The 16160-nt window shown below is 62.7% G+C and carries 14 protein-coding genes; 12 read left to right on the plus strand and 2 right to left on the minus strand.

Features of this window, described 5'->3' with window-relative positions; translation table 11 throughout:
* Positions 1-111 precede the first annotated feature (111 nt).
* The 7 genes from mreC to tldD all read left to right on the plus strand — a co-directional run bounded on the left by mreC (position 112) and on the right by tldD (position 11062).
* Positions 112-1284, plus strand: coding sequence for a rod shape-determining protein MreC (mreC, locus tag QWI18_RS11105; RefSeq protein WP_192132506.1), 1173 nt, complete (start codon positions 112-114; stop codon positions 1282-1284).
* Complete coding sequence (gene mreD, locus QWI18_RS11110) at positions 1284-1775, plus strand: rod shape-determining protein MreD (protein ID WP_065990112.1); 492 nt, start codon at positions 1284-1286, stop codon at positions 1773-1775. The genes mreC and mreD overlap by 1 nt, the downstream gene beginning before the upstream one ends.
* Before the next feature lie 451 nt (positions 1776-2226).
* Entirely contained in the window at positions 2227-2838 is a 612-nt protein-coding gene (locus QWI18_RS11115; RefSeq protein ID WP_369318841.1) for a nucleoside triphosphate pyrophosphatase, read from the plus strand.
* Positions 2835-4292 (plus strand): ribonuclease G, encoded by a 1458-nt coding sequence (gene rng, locus QWI18_RS11120; protein WP_037012596.1) that lies wholly within the window; start codon positions 2835-2837, stop codon positions 4290-4292. The genes QWI18_RS11115 and rng overlap by 4 nt, the downstream gene beginning before the upstream one ends.
* A gap of 190 nt (positions 4293-4482) precedes the next feature.
* Positions 4483-8298 carry a YhdP family protein gene (locus QWI18_RS11125; RefSeq protein WP_369318842.1) on the plus strand — a complete coding sequence of 1272 codons (3816 nt, stop codon included), beginning with the start codon at positions 4483-4485 and terminating at the stop codon, positions 8296-8298.
* 467 nt (positions 8299-8765) lie between these two features.
* Positions 8766-9617: a carbon-nitrogen hydrolase family protein gene (locus QWI18_RS11130; RefSeq protein ID WP_369318843.1), complete on the plus strand. Its 852-nt coding sequence runs from the start codon at positions 8766-8768 to the stop codon at positions 9615-9617.
* Between the two features lie 2 nt (positions 9618-9619).
* Positions 9620-11062, plus strand: coding sequence for a metalloprotease TldD (gene tldD, locus QWI18_RS11135; protein WP_192132378.1), 1443 nt, complete (start codon positions 9620-9622; stop codon positions 11060-11062).
* Positions 11063-11111: 49 nt separating this feature from the next.
* On the opposite strand, the gene yjgA is transcribed toward tldD, so the two are convergent.
* Positions 11112-11633: a ribosome biogenesis factor YjgA gene (yjgA, locus tag QWI18_RS11140; protein WP_065990105.1), complete on the minus strand. Its 522-nt coding sequence runs from the start codon at positions 11631-11633 to the stop codon at positions 11112-11114.
* 93 nt (positions 11634-11726) lie between these two features.
* On the opposite strand from yjgA, the gene pmbA reads away from it, so the two are divergent.
* The 5 genes from pmbA (at position 11727) to QWI18_RS11165 (ending at position 15673) form a co-directional block, all read left to right on the plus strand.
* Positions 11727-13073 carry a metalloprotease PmbA gene (pmbA, locus tag QWI18_RS11145; RefSeq protein ID WP_192132376.1) on the plus strand — a complete coding sequence of 449 codons (1347 nt, stop codon included), beginning with the start codon at positions 11727-11729 and terminating at the stop codon, positions 13071-13073.
* Between the two features lie 166 nt (positions 13074-13239).
* Complete coding sequence (locus tag QWI18_RS11150) at positions 13240-13671, plus strand: FagA protein (RefSeq protein ID WP_369318844.1); 432 nt, start codon at positions 13240-13242, stop codon at positions 13669-13671.
* Between the two features lie 11 nt (positions 13672-13682).
* The gene (locus QWI18_RS11155; RefSeq protein WP_369318845.1) at positions 13683-14144 is read left to right on the plus strand and encodes a hypothetical protein; all 462 of its coding nucleotides are present in this window, start codon (positions 13683-13685) and stop codon (positions 14142-14144) included.
* Position 14145: 1 nt separating this feature from the next.
* Complete coding sequence (locus QWI18_RS11160) at positions 14146-14757, plus strand: superoxide dismutase (protein ID WP_369318846.1); 612 nt, start codon at positions 14146-14148, stop codon at positions 14755-14757.
* A 28-nt stretch (positions 14758-14785) separates the two neighbouring features.
* Positions 14786-15673 carry a ZIP family metal transporter gene (locus tag QWI18_RS11165; RefSeq protein ID WP_369318847.1) on the plus strand — a complete coding sequence of 296 codons (888 nt, stop codon included), beginning with the start codon at positions 14786-14788 and terminating at the stop codon, positions 15671-15673.
* 12 nt (positions 15674-15685) lie between these two features.
* On the opposite strand, the gene QWI18_RS11170 is transcribed toward QWI18_RS11165, so the two are convergent.
* Entirely contained in the window at positions 15686-16120 is a 435-nt protein-coding gene (locus tag QWI18_RS11170; RefSeq protein WP_369318848.1) for a DUF1810 domain-containing protein, read from the minus strand.
* Between the last annotated feature and the right edge of the window lie 40 nt (positions 16121-16160).

The following is a 16160-nucleotide window of genomic DNA, read 5'->3' on the forward strand; positions in this document are numbered from 1 at the left end:
AAGTCTGACGCCCTGCATTTCCATCAACCCGCATCAGGCCGGTTTCATGTCGCATGAATAAGCACAGCCACACTCACGCACCTCTGCGCGCATCTCTGGAAGGAGCGGCCCATTAAACCGCTTTTTTCCAAGGGTCCGTCTCTGGGCGTCCGTCTACTGGTGCTGGTCGTGCTGTCTGTGGCCATCATGGTCGTGGACGCGCGTTTCACCCTGCTCAAACCTGTCCGCAGTCAGATGTCACTGGTGCTGATGCAGTCTTACTGGATTGCCGATCTGCCCGAGCGTCTGTACCAGGGCGTTGCCAGCCAGTTTGGCAGCCGCACCGAGCTCGCCGCCGAAAACGAAAAACTCAAGACCGAGAACCTGCTGCTCCAAGGCCGCCTGCAAAAGCTGGCGGCGCTGACCGAGCAGAACGTGCGCCTGCGCGAGTTGCTGAACTCGTCGGCGCTGGTCAACGAGAAAGTCGAAGTCGCCGAGCTGATCGGCATGGACCCCAACCCGTTCACCCACCGGATCATCATCAACAAGGGTGAGCGCGACGGCGTAGTCCTCGGCCAGCCAGTGCTCGATGCGCGCGGCCTGATGGGGCAGGTGGTCGAGTTGATGCCCTACACGTCCCGTGTACTGCTGCTGACCGATACCACCCACAGCATCCCGGTGCAGGTGAACCGTAACGGCCTGCGCGCGATTGCCAGCGGCACCGGCAATCCTGAACGTCTTGAGCTGCGCCACGTGGCGGACACCGCCGACATCAAGGAAGGCGACCTGCTGGTGAGTTCCGGCCTGGGTCAGCGCTTCCCGGCGGGTTATCCGGTGGCGACGGTCAAAGAGGTGATCCACGACTCCGGCCAGCCTTTCGCCATTGTCCGGGCGGTGCCCACCGCCGCACTGAATCGCAGCCGTTATCTGTTGCTGGTGTTCTCGGACGGCCGTTCCCCTGAAGAGCGCGCTGCCGACGCCGCGCAGCAGCAGGAATCCCTTGATCGTCAGACGGCCGACCCGGCGGCGGTGCCCTCGGCCACTGTGCCGGGTGCCGCCCCTGCTGCCACGCCGAACAAGGCGGTCGTTCCGGCCACCGTGCCCAAGCCTGCCGGACACAGTGCTTCTTCGACGCCGGCCAACGCCAACAGCGCGTCTGCTCCGGCGACCACTGCACCGGCGGCGACCACGCCTGCCAAGCCCGCGACCAGCAAGCCGCCCGCCAAACCTGCGGCGAAACCTGCCGCCACCCGACCGGCGACGCCTGCTGCGACCCCGGCCGCTCCACGCGAGAGGGAAGAATAATGGCGCGTCACGCTCCCGCACGAAACGGCTGGGTGGTCTGGCTGACCTTCGCCATCGGCCTGCTGCTCAGCGTTTCGCCGCTACCGCAGTTCATGGAAATATTTCGCCCGCTGTGGCTGGCCTTGCTGCTGGCCTTCTGGGCATTGGCGTTGCCGCACAAGATCGGCATGGTCACGGCGTGGATGCTGGGGCTGGCCGAGGATGTGCTGTACGGCACGTTGCTGGGGCAGAACGCGTTGATCCTCACGTTGATTACCTTTCTCGTGCTGTCGCTGCAGCAGCGCTTGCGCATGTTCCCGATGTGGCAGCAGTGCCTGGTGATCCTGGTGATTTTCGGCCTCGCGCAGCTGGTGCAGCTGTGGCTCAGCGCCCTGACCGGCAACCGTCAGCCGACCCTGGCGCTGGTCTTGCCGGCACTGGTCAGCGCATTGCTCTGGCCATGGGTCAGCTACGGACTGCGGGGACTGCGTTTGCGTTTGAAGATCAACTAAGTAATTGGGAACGGCATCTGCCAGTTTTTGTAGGACCGGCTTCACCCGGGAAGAGGCCAGTGTGAGCACCCGAATTCTGCGGCGTGACACCCGACGCTTTCCCGGCTAAAGCCGGTCCTACAGTTTGAACGCGGTGTATCAGTAGGACCGGCTTCAGCCGGGAAGAGGCCGGTATTGGCGCCATCAGTTCTGCGGTGTGACCCCGGCGCTTTCCCGGCTAAAGCCGGTCCTACAGGATGAAGGAACGGAAAGGGGGAACGGAAAGGGGACTGATTTATTTAAAGCGCTTCACCGTAAATTAATCTGTCCCCGGCAGATGAATGTTGCGGCGTTACACCCGGCGCTTTCCCGGCTGAAGCCGGTCCTACAAGGGAAGAGGCCGGCGCGAGCACCCTCCCTTCAGCGGTGTGCACCAAGGCTACGCTTGTGATCAACGACACGGAGACGTCCCATGCCCCACCTTCTTCTTGCCTCCGGCTCCCCGCGCCGTCGTGAGCTGCTCACCCAGATCGGCGTGCCGTTCACGACCCTCAGCGCCGACATCGACGAAACCCCTCTGGCCGACGAAACCCCTGCCGCGTACGTCCTGCGGCTGGCCCGTGGCAAGGCGGACGCCGGACTGCTGCAGCTCGCCAACGATCCCGCCTACCCGACCGCCTGCGTACTGGGCGCCGACACCGCCGTGGTCCTCGACGGCCGCATCCTGGGCAAACCGGCGGACGAAGCCGAGGCGCTGGCGATGCTTGCCGCACTGTCGAACCGGGAACACGAAGTCCTGACCGCCATTGCCGTGGTGCACGAAGAACGCTGCGAAACCCGAACCGTTACCAGCCGTGTCCGCTTCCGCGCGATCCCGGAAGACGAGGCCCGCCGCTACTGGGCCAGCGGCGAGCCCTGCGACAAGGCCGGCGGCTACGGTATCCAGGGGCTGGGCGCGGTGTTCGTGGAAAACCTCAGTGGCAGTTATTCCGCCGTGGTCGGCTTGCCCTTGTGCGAAACCGCAGAAATCCTCCAGCGTTTCGGCATACCCTGTTGGCAACGCCCGGAAGGTGACAAGTCATGAGTGAAGAGATTCTGATCAACATCACGCCGATGGAATCGCGCGTGGCCGTCGTTGAGAACGGGGTGTTGCAAGAGGTGCACGTCGAACGCACCCAGCGTCGCGGGATCGTGGGCAATATCTACAAGGGCAAAGTCGTGCGCGTGCTGCCTGGCATGCAGGCGGCGTTCATCGACATCGGGCTGGACCGCGCGGCGTTCATTCACGCATCTGAAATCTCCATGCGCGAAGGCCCGGCCGTGGAGACCATCAGTTCGCTGGTCCACGACGGACAGAGCCTGGTGGTTCAGGTCACCAAGGACCCGATCGGCAGCAAAGGCGCGCGGTTGACGACGCAACTGTCGATCCCGTCGCGCTACCTCGTGTACATGCCGCGCACCGCCCACGTCGGCATTTCCCTGAAAATCGAGGACGAAGCCGAGCGCGAGCGCCTGAAACAAGTGGTCAGCGATTGCGTCGCCAAGGAAGGGATCAAGGAGAAGGGCGGTTTCATCCTGCGCACGGCGGCCGAAGGTGCGGGCGCCGACGAGATCATGATGGACATCCGCTACCTGCGCAGGCTGTGGGACCAGATTGGCGAGCAGATCAAAACCATCAGCCCGGCCAGCGTGATCTACGAAGACCTGGGCCTGGCGCTGCGCACGTTGCGCGACCTGGTCAGCCCGCGCACCGAGAAGATTCGCATCGACTCCCGCGAGACCTTCCAGAAGACCACCCAGTTTGTCGCTGAGCTGATGCCGGAAATTGCCGATCGCCTTGAGCATTACCCCGGCGAGCGGCCGATTTTCGACCTGTATGGCGTCGAGGATGAAATTCAGCGGGCGCTGGACCGCAAGGTGCCGCTCAAGTCCGGCGGCTATCTGGTCATCGATCCCGCCGAAGCCATGACCACCATCGACGTGAACACCGGTGCGTTTGTCGGTCATCGCAACCTCGAAGAGACCATCTTCAAGACCAATCTTGAAGCGGCGACCGCCATTGCCCGACAGCTGCGGCTGCGCAACATCGGCGGCATCATCATCATTGATTTCATCGACATGGAAGACGCCGAGCATCAGCGCCAGGTGCTGCGGACCCTGGAAAAACAGCTCGAGCGCGATCACGCCAAAACCAACATCATCGGCATCACCGAGCTGGGGCTGGTGCAGATGACCCGCAAGCGCACCCGGGAAAGCCTGGAGCAAGTGCTCTGCGAGCCGTGCAGCAGTTGCCAGGGCCGTGGCAAGCTGAAGACTCCGGAAACCATCTGCTACGAGATATTCCGCGAGATTTTGCGCGAAGCCCGGGCTTATCAGGCGGTGGGCTACCGCGTGCTGGCCAATCAGAAAGTGGTCGACCGGCTGCTCGACGAAGAATCCGGCAACGTGGCCGAGCTGGAAGTGTTCATTGGCAGGACCATTCGCTTCCAGGTCGAGACCATGTACTCCCAGGAACAATATGACGTCGTGCTGCTCTGAAAGTGCGTGATGCGCCGCGCTGCCCAGTGGCGGTGCAGTTGAAAACAGAAAACAGTGCCCTTGAGGCAGACGGAACGGATGCCGTCCAAAGAGAACAACGCGTGGCGATTGAGCACAACCTGGACGTACCCGCACCTGCACCATTGGGCCTGACGCCATGTGCAGGCGGTTTTTGCGGAGGCGCAGCGACATGGAACGTCTGACGCGGTTTCTGGCTGTGCTGACCCGTTGGGGGCTGAGTCTGTGCGCCCTTTTCGTGGTGCTGGTCGCGCTGTACGTGAGCGTCGGCCGTCAGTTGGTGCCGATGGTGGCCGAATACCGCGCCGACGTGGAAGCCAAGGCGCAGGCGGCGCTGGGCATGCCGGTGAGCATCGGTCGGCTGGAAGGCAGCTGGAGCGGCTTCGCCCCCATCTTTGTTGCGCGTGATGTGATGATCGGCGAGGGCGGCAACGCCGTTCGGCTCGATCACGTGCGCGCCATGCCCGACCTGCTCGCCAGCCTGCGTACCCGCGAAGTGCGTCTCGAACGCCTTGAGCTGGACGGCCTGCAGATTGGTCTGAAAGAAGACCAGAACGGCCACTGGGCACTGCAGGGCCTGCCCGTACAGCCCGATCAGGTGACCGATCCCGAGCAAATCCTCAATCAGATGCAGATGGTCTCGCACCTGTCGCTATTCGACAGCCAGATCACCTTGCAGCCCTATGATCATTCGCCCCTGACGCTGACCTATGTGAGCCTGACGCTGAAGACCGGCAGTCTGCATCAGCGCCTCGACGCGCGCCTGAACCTGCCCGACGGCCAGCCATTGTCGTTGAACGTGCGCTCCACGGTGCGCGCCCATGAATGGCGCGACGGCGAGGCCCAGGCCTACCTGAGCTTGCCGCAAAGCGAGTGGTCGCAGTGGTTGCCGAAGAGCCTGACCCGCGACTGGAAAATTCAGAAGCTCAAGGCCGGCGGCGAGTTGTGGCTGAACTGGGGCAAGGGCAATCTGCAAAGCGCCGTCGCCCGCTTGAATGCGCCGCAGTTCAAAGGCTCGTACGCCGACCGCAAGCCTGCACGCATTGACAATCTGGCCCTTAACGCCTGGTTTGTGCGCGACGAAAAAGGCTTCAGCGCGACGCTCGACTCGCTGGCGATGGACCTGAACAGCAAGCGCTGGGAAAGCCGCGTTGATCTGCAGCAGACTGCTGCGACGGCCGATGCCGAAGAGCTGTGGCACGTGCAGGCCGACCGGCTTGATCTGACGCCGATCACGCCGCTGCTCGACTCACTGGCGCCGTTGCCTGACAAGGTGATGGTGGCGGTCGACCGCCTGAAAGTCACCGGGGGCCTGCGCAACGTGCTGGTTGATTACCGACCGCAGGCCGAGCCGCCAAAACGAGTGAGCTTCGCCGCCAATCTGGACAAGGTCGGTTTCGACGCCTACCACGGCGCGCCGGCGGCGGGGAACGTCAGCGGCGCGATCAGCGGTGATCTGGGTCAGGGCGAACTGCGCCTCGACACCGATGATTTCATGCTGCACCTAGACCCGATTTTCCGTAACGAATGGAAGTACCGTCACGCCAATGCAAAGCTGACCTGGTCGCTGGACGATCAGGGCTTCACGCTGATTGCGCCGTACATCAAGGTTCAGGGGGAGGAGGGCAATATTGCCAGCGACTTCCTGATTCGCCTGCACTTCGATCACAGCCAGGAAGACTACATGGACCTGCGCGTCGGGCTGATCGACGGCGACGGGCGCTACACCTCCAAATACCTGCCTGCCGTGCTCAGCCCGTCCCTTGATCAGTGGCTGCGCACCGCGATTCTGGGTGGCAACGTCGATCAGGGTTTCTTCCAGTATCAGGGCTCGATCAGCAAAGATGCGCCTGACGTGGCGCGGGTTATCAGCCTGTTTTTCAAGGTGCGCAACGCGAGCCTGGCGTTCCAGCCGGGATGGCCGCAGCTGAACAATGTTGACGGTGACGTCTTCGTCGAAAACAGTGGCGTGCGCATTCGGGCCAACAAGGGGCAGTTGCTGAACACCCAGGTCAGCAATGTCGCGGTGGACATTCCGCATGTTCCGGCGGGCCAGTCCAGCCATCTGCTGGTGGACGGGGATCTGAAAGGCAGCCTCCAGGACGGCATGAAGATTCTCCAGGAAGCGCCAATCGGCACCGGGCAGACCTTTGCGGGCTGGCAGGCAGAAGGGCCGCTGCAGGGGCATATCAACCTGGATATACCGCTGGTGAAGGGCCAAGAGCCCAAAGTCGTCGTCGATTTCAGTACCGACAATTCGCGTCTCAAGCTCGCCGATCCGGTGCTGGAGCTGACGCAACTGCGCGGCGATTTCCGTTTCGACTACACCAAGGGCCTGAGCGGCAAGAACATCAAGGCCGTCGCCTTCGACAAGCCGGTGAACGCCGAGATTTTCGCCGAAGGCAAACCGGGAGCACCGGTGACCCGTATTACCGCCAGCAGCCAGATCGCCAGCAAGCGCCTGACCGATTGGCTGGGCGTGACGCAGCCGTTGCCGATCTCAGGCGATCTGCCCTACCAGTTGCAACTGACATTGAGCGGCAACGCCAGTCAGCTGCAGATCAACTCGAATCTGAAAGGGTTGGCGGTCGATTTGCCGCCGCCCTTCGGCAAAACCGCAGATGATGCGCGCGACACCGATTTGCGCATGAACCTGCAAGGCCCGGAGCGGCGCATCGACGTCGGCTACGGCAATATCGCCAATCTCGCGTTTGCGTCGCCGCCGGGCAAATTCGGCGACGGCCGTGGCGAACTCTTCCTCGGCGAAGGCGGGGCGATCGTGCCGGACGCCAAGGGATTGCGCGTTCGCGGTTCGTTGTCGGAACTGGACATCGCGCCCTGGCAAGCCATGGCTGAGCGGTATGCCGGCAATGACCCGGGGGGCAGCGCCAAGCAATTACTCAACAGCGTCGATTTGCAGATCGGCAAGCTGACCGCGATGGGCACGACGCTGGAGCAAGTGGGCGTTCAGCTCCAGCGCAGCAGTGCCGCATGGGCGCTGTCGCTGGATAGCTCGAAGGTGAAAGGCACTGCGACGTTGCCGGACAGCAAAGCCGCGCCGATCGACATCAGTCTGCTGTATGTACGCTTGCCTGCACCGGACCCCAACGCGGCAGTCGTTGAAAACGCGCCGGACCCGTTGGCGGACGTGGACCCGCGCAATATTCCCGCGCTGAACATCAAGATCACTCAGCTGTTTCAGGGCGATCAATTGATGGGGGCGTGGTCGCTCAAGATCCGCCCGACGCCGAACGGTATCCAGATGTCCGACATGAATCTGGGCCTCAAAGGCATTGCGCTGCTGGGTAATGGCGGTTGGGAAGGTACACCGGGGACGACCAGCAGTTGGTTCAAGGGCCAGGTGAGCGGCAAGAATCTCGCGGATGTGCTCAAGGCTTGGGGTTTCGCGCCTACGGTCACCAGTCAGGAGTTCGAGCTGAACGCTGACGGTCGCTGGCCGGGCTCGCCCGCCTGGGTCGGGTTGAAGCGTTATTCGGGCAGCCTGGATGCGACGCTCAAGAACGGCCAGTTCGTTGAGGTCGAGGGCGGTGCGCAGGCGTTGCGGGTGTTCGGCCTGCTCAACTTCAATTCCATTGGCCGGCGTCTGCGTCTGGACTTCTCCGACCTGCTGGGCAAGGGCCTGAGTTACGACAAGGTCAAAGGGCTCCTGGTGGCGAGCGATGGCGTATACGTCACCCGCGACCCGATCACCATGACCGGCCCGTACACCAATCTGGAACTCGACGGCACGCTGGACATGGTCCGCGACCGCGTCAACGCCAAGCTGCTGGTGACCCTGCCGGTGACCAATAACTTGCCGATTGCCGCGTTGATCGTGGGCGCACCGGCGATTGGCGGCGCGTTATTCCTCGTCGACAAGCTGCTGGGCGATCGCGTATCGCGCTTCGCCAGCGTGCAGTACAAGGTCGAAGGTCCCTGGAAAGAGCCGAAGATCACCTTCGACAAGCCGTTCGAGAAACCGCAGTAATCACTGCCTTGGCACGACGCAGACCTGTGCAGCGTGACGCCCGACGCCTTCCCGGCTAAAGCCGGTCCCACTGGGTAAATGCGGTGTCAGACCGAGGGGAGAGGGGACTGATTTATTTACAGCGCTTCACCGTAAATTAATCTGTCTCCGTTGGCCAAACTCTGCGGTGTAACACCCGACGCCTTCCCGGCTAAAGCCGGTCCCACTGGGTAAATGCGGTGTCAGTGAGGACCGCGTGCTTTTGTAGGACTGGCTTCAGCCGGGAACAGGGGAGAGGGGACTGATTTATTTACAGCGCTTCACCGTAAATTAATCTGTCTCCGTTGGCCAAACTCTGCGGTGTAACACCTGACGCCTTCCCGGCTAAAGCCGGTCCCACTAAGGTTGGCTGTCGAATTGGGGCTTTCGGACGAGCCCAATCGTCGGCGCCTGGAGTAGAGTGCAGTTCTATCGATCGGGGAGCGTGTATGTCCTTCGCAGTCATTCAGATGGTCAGCCAGAGCGATGTGCTCGGCAATCTGGCTCAGGCGCGCCGGCTGCTGGAACAGGCCGCTGCGTCGGGCGCCAAACTGGCGGTGCTTCCGGAAAACTTCGCTGCCATGGGCCGTCGTGATATCGCTGCCATCGGCCGCGCCGAGGCCCTTGGCGAAGGTCCGATCCTGCCATGGTTGAAACTTGCCGCCCGCGACCTCACCTTATGGATAGTGGCCGGGACATTGCCGCTGCCGCCCGAAGGTCAGCCGGATGGCAAGGTCACGGCGTGTTCGTTGCTGATTGACGATCAGGGCCGGCAAGTCGTGCGTTACGACAAGCTGCACTTGTTCGATGTCGACGTTGCCGATGCGCGAGGGCGTTACCGGGAATCCGACGATTACGCCCATGGCAACAACGTGGTGGTGGCCGACACCCCGGTCGGGCGGCTGGGGCTTTCGGTGTGTTACGACCTGCGTTTCCCGGAGCTGTACACCGCTCTACGGGAAGCCGGGGCTGAATTGATCACCGCGCCATCGGCCTTTACCGCCGTGACCGGCGCGGCGCACTGGGACATTCTGCTGCGCGCCCGGGCCATCGAAACCCAGTGCTATGTGCTGGCGGCGGCCCAAGGCGGCATTCATCCGGGGCCGAGAGAAACATTTGGGCACGCGGCGATCATAGATCCATGGGGCCGCGTGCTGGCCGAGCAGGCACAGGGTGAAGCCGTGCTGCTGGCCGAACGAGACAGCGTCGAACAAGCGTCCATACGGGCGCGCATGCCGGTAGCGAATCACCGGCGATTTTTTTCGCAGGCCGCCGTGCGACCTGCCAATACCCCGGAGTGAATATGAGCCACTTGTCCTCTGTCAGCGAACACCTTCTGGCACCAGGCGGCCTGAGCTTAGACAACCTGCAATCGGTGCTCGGCGAGCTGGCCGGTCCAGGCATCGACGCCGCCGACCTGTATTTTCAAGGGCAGATTTCCGAGTCCTGGGCACTGGAAGACGGCATCGTCAAAGAAGGCAGCTTCAACCTGGACCAGGGCGTCGGCGTACGCGCGCAGTCAGGCGAGAAAACCGGCTTCGCCTACAGCAACGCCATTACTCATGAAGCCCTGACCCAGGCGGCCCGGGCCGCTCGCTCGATTTCCCGCGCGGGCCAGAACGGCCGTGTTCAGGCGTTCACCACCCAGGACGTCGCCCAGCTGTACGCGCCGGACAACCCTCTGGAAGTCATGACCCGCGCCGAGAAGGTCGAACTGCTCAAGCGCGTCGACGCCGCCACCCGTGCGCTGGACCCGCGTATTCAGCAAGTCACCGTGAGCATGGCCGGTGTCTGGGAACGTATTCTTGTGGCGTCCACTGACGGCGGTCTTGCCGCCGACGTACGTCCGCTGGTGCGTTTCAACGTCAGCGTGATCGTCGAGCAGAACGGCCGTCGTGAGCGCGGCGGACACGGCGGCGGCGGACGCACCGATTACCGTTATTTCCTCAGCGACGACCGTGCGATGGGCTATGCCCGTGAAGCGTTGCGTCAGGCGCTGGTCAATCTGGAAGCCATTCCGGCGCCGGCTGGCACCTTGCCGGTCGTATTGGGCTCCGGCTGGTCCGGCGTATTGCTGCACGAAGCCGTCGGCCACGGCCTTGAGGGCGACTTCAACCGCAAGGGCAGCTCGGCCTACAGCGGCCGCATGGGCGAAATGGTTGCGTCGAAACTCTGCACCATCGTCGATGACGGCACCCTGGCCGATCGCCGCGGCTCCCTGACCGTCGATGACGAGGGCACCCCGACCGAGTGCACCACGCTGATCGAAAATGGCGTGCTCAAGGGCTACATGCAGGACAAGCTCAACGCACGGTTGATGGGCGTCGCGCGCACCGGCAACGGCCGTCGCGAGTCCTACGCACACCTGCCGATGCCGCGCATGACCAACACCTACATGCTCGGCGGCCAGAGCGATCCGGCGGAAATCATCGCCTCGGTCAAGCGCGGCATCTACTGCGCCAACCTCGGCGGCGGGCAGGTGGATATCACCAGCGGCAAGTTCGTGTTCTCCACCAGCGAGGCCTATCTGATCGAAGACGGCAAAATCACCGCGCCGGTCAAAGGCGCGACGCTGATTGGCAACGGCCCGGAATGCATGAGCCGTGTGTCGATGGTCGGCAACGATCTGTCCCTGGACAGCGGCGTCGGCACCTGCGGCAAGGACGGTCAATCGGTTCCGGTAGGCGTCGGTCAGCCAACGCTGAAGATCGATGCGATCACCGTTGGCGGCACAGGCGGGGCTTGATAATCGAGGGGCTTGCGCCGGTTGAGTGATTCAAACGGCGCAGCCATTTTTAGCGCAGTCCGCGTTTGCTTTCGTCTAGCTCGCGGATGTATTTGAAAATTTTGCGGGTCGCGGTAGGGGCCTTGTTCTGCGCAGCTTCATGCTGAGCCTGACGGATCAGCGAGCGCAGTTGCTGACGGTCGGCGTCCGGGTACTCACTGACGAACTGCTCAAGCACGTCGTCGGTACCGGTCACCAGGCGATCACGCCAGCGTTCCAGATTGTGAAAGCGCTCGTTGTACTGGCGCGTAGAGGCGTCAAGCTGATCGAGCAGCACCAGGATTTCATCCAGATCCTGATCGCGCATCAGCTTGCCGATGAATTGAATGTGGCGTTTGCGCGCAATGTGCGCGGTGTGCTTGGGAGCATCGGCCAGTGCCCGACGCAGAGGGTCGGTCAGAGGCAGCTTGGCCAGCACATCGGGCTTGAATGTCGTCAAGCGTTCGCCCAGCTCCACCAGAGCGTGAAGCTCTCGTTTGACCTGGGTTTTGCTTTTCTCTCCGTCGAAGGAGTCGTCGTAAGAATCAACCATGGGGGCCGTCCGCAAATAAACGCCGCCATGATAACCAGTCAGGGCCCGGTTGTCCGGCCCGGCTGCTGAAATCAGAATTTGATGGAGAACGTCATGAGTGCATCAGAAAGCGTCGGCCCGCAGGCTTTGCCGGCATTGCAACAGCAGGTCGAGCAGATCGTCGCTGAAGCCAAACGTCAGGGCGCGACCGCGTGCGAAGTCGCCGTGTCGCTGGAGCAGGGCCTGTCCACCACGGTTCGCCAGCGCGAAGTCGAGACAGTCGAATTCAACCGCGATCAAGGTTTCGGCATCACCTTGTACGTAGGCCACCGCAAGGGTTCAGCCAGCACTTCCGCGAGCGGCCCCGACGCCATTCGCGAGACCGTTGCCGCCGCGCTGGCCATCGCCAAGCACACGTCGGAAGACGAGGCCTCGGGGCTCGCCGACGCTGCGTTGATGGCCAAAGACCAGCCGAATTTCGACCTTTATCACCCGTGGGACATCACCCCCGAGCAGGCCATCGAACGTGCGCTGGTCTGTGAAGCGGCCGCCTTCGACGCCGACAGCCGGATCAAGAACGCCGACGGCACCACGCTGAACGTGCATCAGGGCTGCCGCGTTTATGGCAACAGCCACGGCTTCATCGGCGGCTACGCGTCGACCCGCCACAGCCTGAGCTGCGTGATGATCGCCGAAGGCGAAGGGCAGATGCAGCGCGACTACTGGTATGACGTCAATCGCCGTGGCGAGCTGTTGATGGACGCCCGGCTGATCGGCCAGAAAGCCGCCGAGCGTGCCGCAAGCCGGCTGGGCGCGCGGCCGGTGCCGACCTGCGAAGTGCCTGTGCTGTTCTCCGCCGAGCTGGCGGGCGGTCTGTTCGGCAGTTTGCTGGGCGCGATCTCTGGCGGCAATCTGTACCGCAAGTCTTCATTCCTCGAAGGCGCGATCGGTCAGCGCCTGTTCCCCGAGTGGATGACCATCGACGAGCGTCCGCATCTGGTTGGCGCCATGGGCAGTTCCGCGTTCGACGGCGACGGCCTGGCGACCTACGCCAAGCCGTTCGTCGAAAATGGCGATCTGGTGTCCTACATCCTCAGCACCTATTCGGGCCGCAAACTGGGCCTGCCGAGCACCGCGAACGCGGGCGGCGTGCATAACCTGTTCGTCAGCCACGGCACCGAAGACCAGGCGGCGCTGATCCGCCGCATGGGGCGCGGGCTGCTGGTCACCGAGTTGATGGGCAGCGGCCTGAACATGGTCACCGGCGATTATTCCCGTGGTGCTGCGGGTTTCTGGGTCGAGAATGGCGAGATCCAGTTCCCGGTTCAGGAAGTGACCATCGCCGGCAACATGCGCGACATGTTCAAGCAAATCGTTGCCGTGGGCAGTGATCTGGAGCTGCGCAGCAACATCCGCACCGGTTCTGTGCTGATCGAGAAGATGATGGTGGCGGGTAGCTGATTCCGCTCTGCGTTAGCGCGTCACCCCCAAGGCCTGCCCCGATTTCGGTGCGGGCCTTTTTTATGGGCGCTTTCAGACACTGCAGCAGACTCAATACATCGCCGGGGTTGTGTTGATTCTTAAACTCATTTAATAATGAATCTCATTCGTTAAGTGGGCCTCGGTCATGGGCACTGTTCTGCACGAGTCGCCGTACCTGGAACACTGGCGCGCATTGAGTCTGCGGATTCGCTGCGCGCTGGATCCGGACGAGCCGCGGCTCATCGAACACTACCTTGCGGAAGGCCGCTATTTGGCGCGCTTCACCGCCACGCCCAAATCCCTCATCTGTGAATGCACCTTTCGCCTGCTGGTCGACACCGCCAGCGATACCGCGCTGCCCTGGCATTGGCGTTGTCTGTGCCTGGACCAGGCATGGCGTCCGCTGCGTGACATGCAGGCCCTCGCCAAATCCGCTGCGCAACAGCAACGGGTTCAGGCCTTCGCTCAGCGTCTGGCGACCTGCGCACTGCTGCCGTCGATTCCTCTGACCGACCCCGCGCCATCGAATCCGCAAAACGCCCTGCCGACGGCTTTTGATCGCCGGCGCCACTCGTGAGGACCTGCGCCATGGAGCAATGGAAACGTACCATCCTGAGCGGTAACAGTTGCTTTAACCGAGGCGACTTGATCGATGCGCGCGAGCTGTACCTGCAAGCCCTCGCGCTGGCGCAGGTGCTCTTCGACCGTTGGAGCGTCGCCGATGAGGCCGTTGCGGCGTTCGTGATTTCTCATCACAACCTGGCGGATCTGCACCTGAGTCTGGGTCAGCCCGAGGAGAGCGCCGAATACCTCTGCGCCGTGCATCAGCGGATGCTGAATGTGATTCAGGACCCGCAAATTACGCCCGCCCTGCGACAGGCAGCGCTGCGGCACAGTAATAAAACCTACAGCGAACTCTTGGGTTTCGTCGGCCAATACGGCGAGTACCCACGCACCCAACGCCTGCTCAACAGCCGCGGCGAACATTCCCGCTCGGCGCTTCAGCACCACGCCGCTCGCGCCGGCACCCTCTCGTATGGAGTCCACTGACATGCCCTTTACCTTGCCTGCCTTGCCCTACGCCTACGATGCGCTCGAACCCCACATCGACGCGCAGACCATGGAAATTCACTACAGCAAGCACCACCAGACCTACATCAACAACCTCAACGCAGCCGTCGAGGGCACCGAATACGCGGAGTGGCCGATCGAGAAGCTGGTTGCCAGCGTGGCCGAGCTTCCGGAAAAACTGCGCCCGGCGGTGATCAATCAGGGCGGCGGGCATGCCAACCATTCGCTATTCTGGGAGGTGATGAGCCCCCAAGGTGGCGGCGTGCCAAGCGGTGCGCTGGCGAAGGCGATTGACGAGCAAGTGGGCGGATTCGAGGCGTTCAAGGACGCTTTCACCAAAGCAGCGTTGACGCGCTTCGGCAGCGGCTGGGCCTGGCTGAGCGTCACGCCGGACAAAAAACTCATCGTGGAAAGCAGCGGCAATCAGGACAGCCCGCTCATGAACGGCAACACGCCGATCCTCGGGCTGGACGTCTGGGAGCACGCCTATTACCTGCGCTACCAGAACCGTCGTCCGGAATACATCGCTGCGTTCTACAACGTCGTCAACTGGGATGAAGTTGCCCGGCGCTACGCAGCGGCGCTCGGCTGATCCCTACCAGACCCCGATAAGGCGATTTATGCGTTCGGACATACTGGCTCTCGGCAGCGTGCGGTTATTGCGGCTGGCATTGGGCTCGATTCTGGTCCTCGAGGGCACCGCTCTGCTGGTGGCCCAGGGACTCTCATGGGTTGCACTTGAGCCGAGAATGTTGCGAGCGCTGGAAGGCGGCGCCATCTGCGCGTTGGGCACTGCCCTGGGCGCCGTGCCGGTGCTGGTGATCCGCGGCATGCCGGTGGCAGTGTCCGACGGCCTGTTGGGTTTCGGCGCCGGCATCATGCTGGCGGCGACAGCGTTTTCGTTGATTGTGCCGGGCCTGGGCGCGGCCCATGATCTGGGCTTCACCCCGTGGGGCGCGGGAGCGTTGATCAGCTTCGGGATACTGCTCGGCGCGGCCGGTTTGTTTCTGGTCGACACGCTGGTTTCCAGAGGGTCGCCGTTATCGGAGGTGGCCGGGAAACCGACGATCCCCTCGAACATCTGGCTGTTTGTCATCGCCATCATTGCCCACAACATTCCCGAAGGGATGGCGGTGGGCGTGTCGGCGGGGGGTGGTCTGGCTCACGCCGACAGCCTGGCAATGGGTATTGCCATTCAGGACGTGCCTGAAGGGCTGGTCATCGCGCTGGTGCTGGCGTCTGCCGGCATGTCGCGGCTCAAGGCGTTTTTGATCGGCGCGGCGTCTGGGTTGGTCGAGCCGGTGTTCGCCGTGCTCTGCGCCTGGCTGGTGGAGGTGGCTGCGTTACTGTTGCCGGTAGGACTGGCGTTGGCGGCGGGGGCGATGCTGTTGGTGGTGACCCACGAAGTCATCCCCGAATCCCGCCGCAACGGTCACGACAAAATCGCCAGCTTCGGATTGCTGGTCGGATTCTGCTTGATGATGGTGATGGACACGGCGCTGGCCTGAGGGGGCGGGCGGCTACAGCCTGCCTCCGCCCAGCTTCGACAGCGTGACGGCATCCGGCTTGCCGTCGAAAAACGCCTCAAGCACCTGCTGGAAAACCGGCGTATCCGGCGCCACCGCTGCGAACAGCGTCATGCTTGATCGCAGCTTCATGTCATCCGGCGAGCCCATGATCTGCATGGCGCTGCGGTTTTTCCATTCAAGCAACGCCTCGCAGCACCGCGCCAACCGTTCGCCCAATACCGGATGCTGCAAATAGGCAATCGCCTCGTCACGCCCACTGATCGCGTACCGCCGAGCCATGTCGCTGTGGCCCAGACCGGCCAGTTGCGGGAACACGAACCACATCCAGTGCGACTGCTTGCGCCCGGATTTCAGCTCCGCCAGTGCGCGTTCGTGCATCGACGCTTGCGCTTCGACAAATCGTTGCAGGTCAAATGGATCGTTCATTACTGACGCCTCGCCCTGATCGCGGCACCTCGCCGCGCTT

The organism is Pseudomonas sp. W2Oct36 (assembly GCF_041060465.1).
GTDB lineage: Bacteria > Pseudomonadota > Gammaproteobacteria > Pseudomonadales > Pseudomonadaceae > Aquipseudomonas > Aquipseudomonas graminis_B.

Bases quoted from the DNA above. Each gene is read 5' to 3' on its own strand.
- mreD (WP_065990112.1), top strand. From the start codon at position 1,284: ATGGCGCGTCACGCTCCCGCACGAAACGGCTGGGTGGTCTGGCTGACC.
- QWI18_RS11115 (WP_369318841.1), top strand. From the start codon at position 2,227: ATGCCCCACCTTCTTCTTGCCTCCGGCTCCCCGCGCCGTCGTGAGCTG.
- rng (WP_037012596.1), top strand. From the start codon at position 2,835: ATGAGTGAAGAGATTCTGATCAACATCACGCCGATGGAATCGCGCGTG.
- QWI18_RS11125 (WP_369318842.1), top strand. From the start codon at position 4,483: ATGGAACGTCTGACGCGGTTTCTGGCTGTGCTGACCCGTTGGGGGCTG.
- QWI18_RS11130 (WP_369318843.1), top strand. From the start codon at position 8,766: ATGTCCTTCGCAGTCATTCAGATGGTCAGCCAGAGCGATGTGCTCGGC.
- tldD (WP_192132378.1), top strand. From the start codon at position 9,620: ATGAGCCACTTGTCCTCTGTCAGCGAACACCTTCTGGCACCAGGCGGC.
- yjgA (WP_065990105.1), bottom strand. From the start codon at position 11,633: ATGGTTGATTCTTACGACGACTCCTTCGACGGAGAGAAAAGCAAAACC.
- pmbA (WP_192132376.1), top strand. From the start codon at position 11,727: ATGAGTGCATCAGAAAGCGTCGGCCCGCAGGCTTTGCCGGCATTGCAA.
- QWI18_RS11150 (WP_369318844.1), top strand. From the start codon at position 13,240: ATGGGCACTGTTCTGCACGAGTCGCCGTACCTGGAACACTGGCGCGCA.
- QWI18_RS11155 (WP_369318845.1), top strand. From the start codon at position 13,683: ATGGAGCAATGGAAACGTACCATCCTGAGCGGTAACAGTTGCTTTAAC.
- QWI18_RS11160 (WP_369318846.1), top strand. From the start codon at position 14,146: ATGCCCTTTACCTTGCCTGCCTTGCCCTACGCCTACGATGCGCTCGAA.
- QWI18_RS11165 (WP_369318847.1), top strand. From the start codon at position 14,786: ATGCGTTCGGACATACTGGCTCTCGGCAGCGTGCGGTTATTGCGGCTG.
- QWI18_RS11170 (WP_369318848.1), bottom strand. From the start codon at position 16,120: ATGAACGATCCATTTGACCTGCAACGATTTGTCGAAGCGCAAGCGTCG.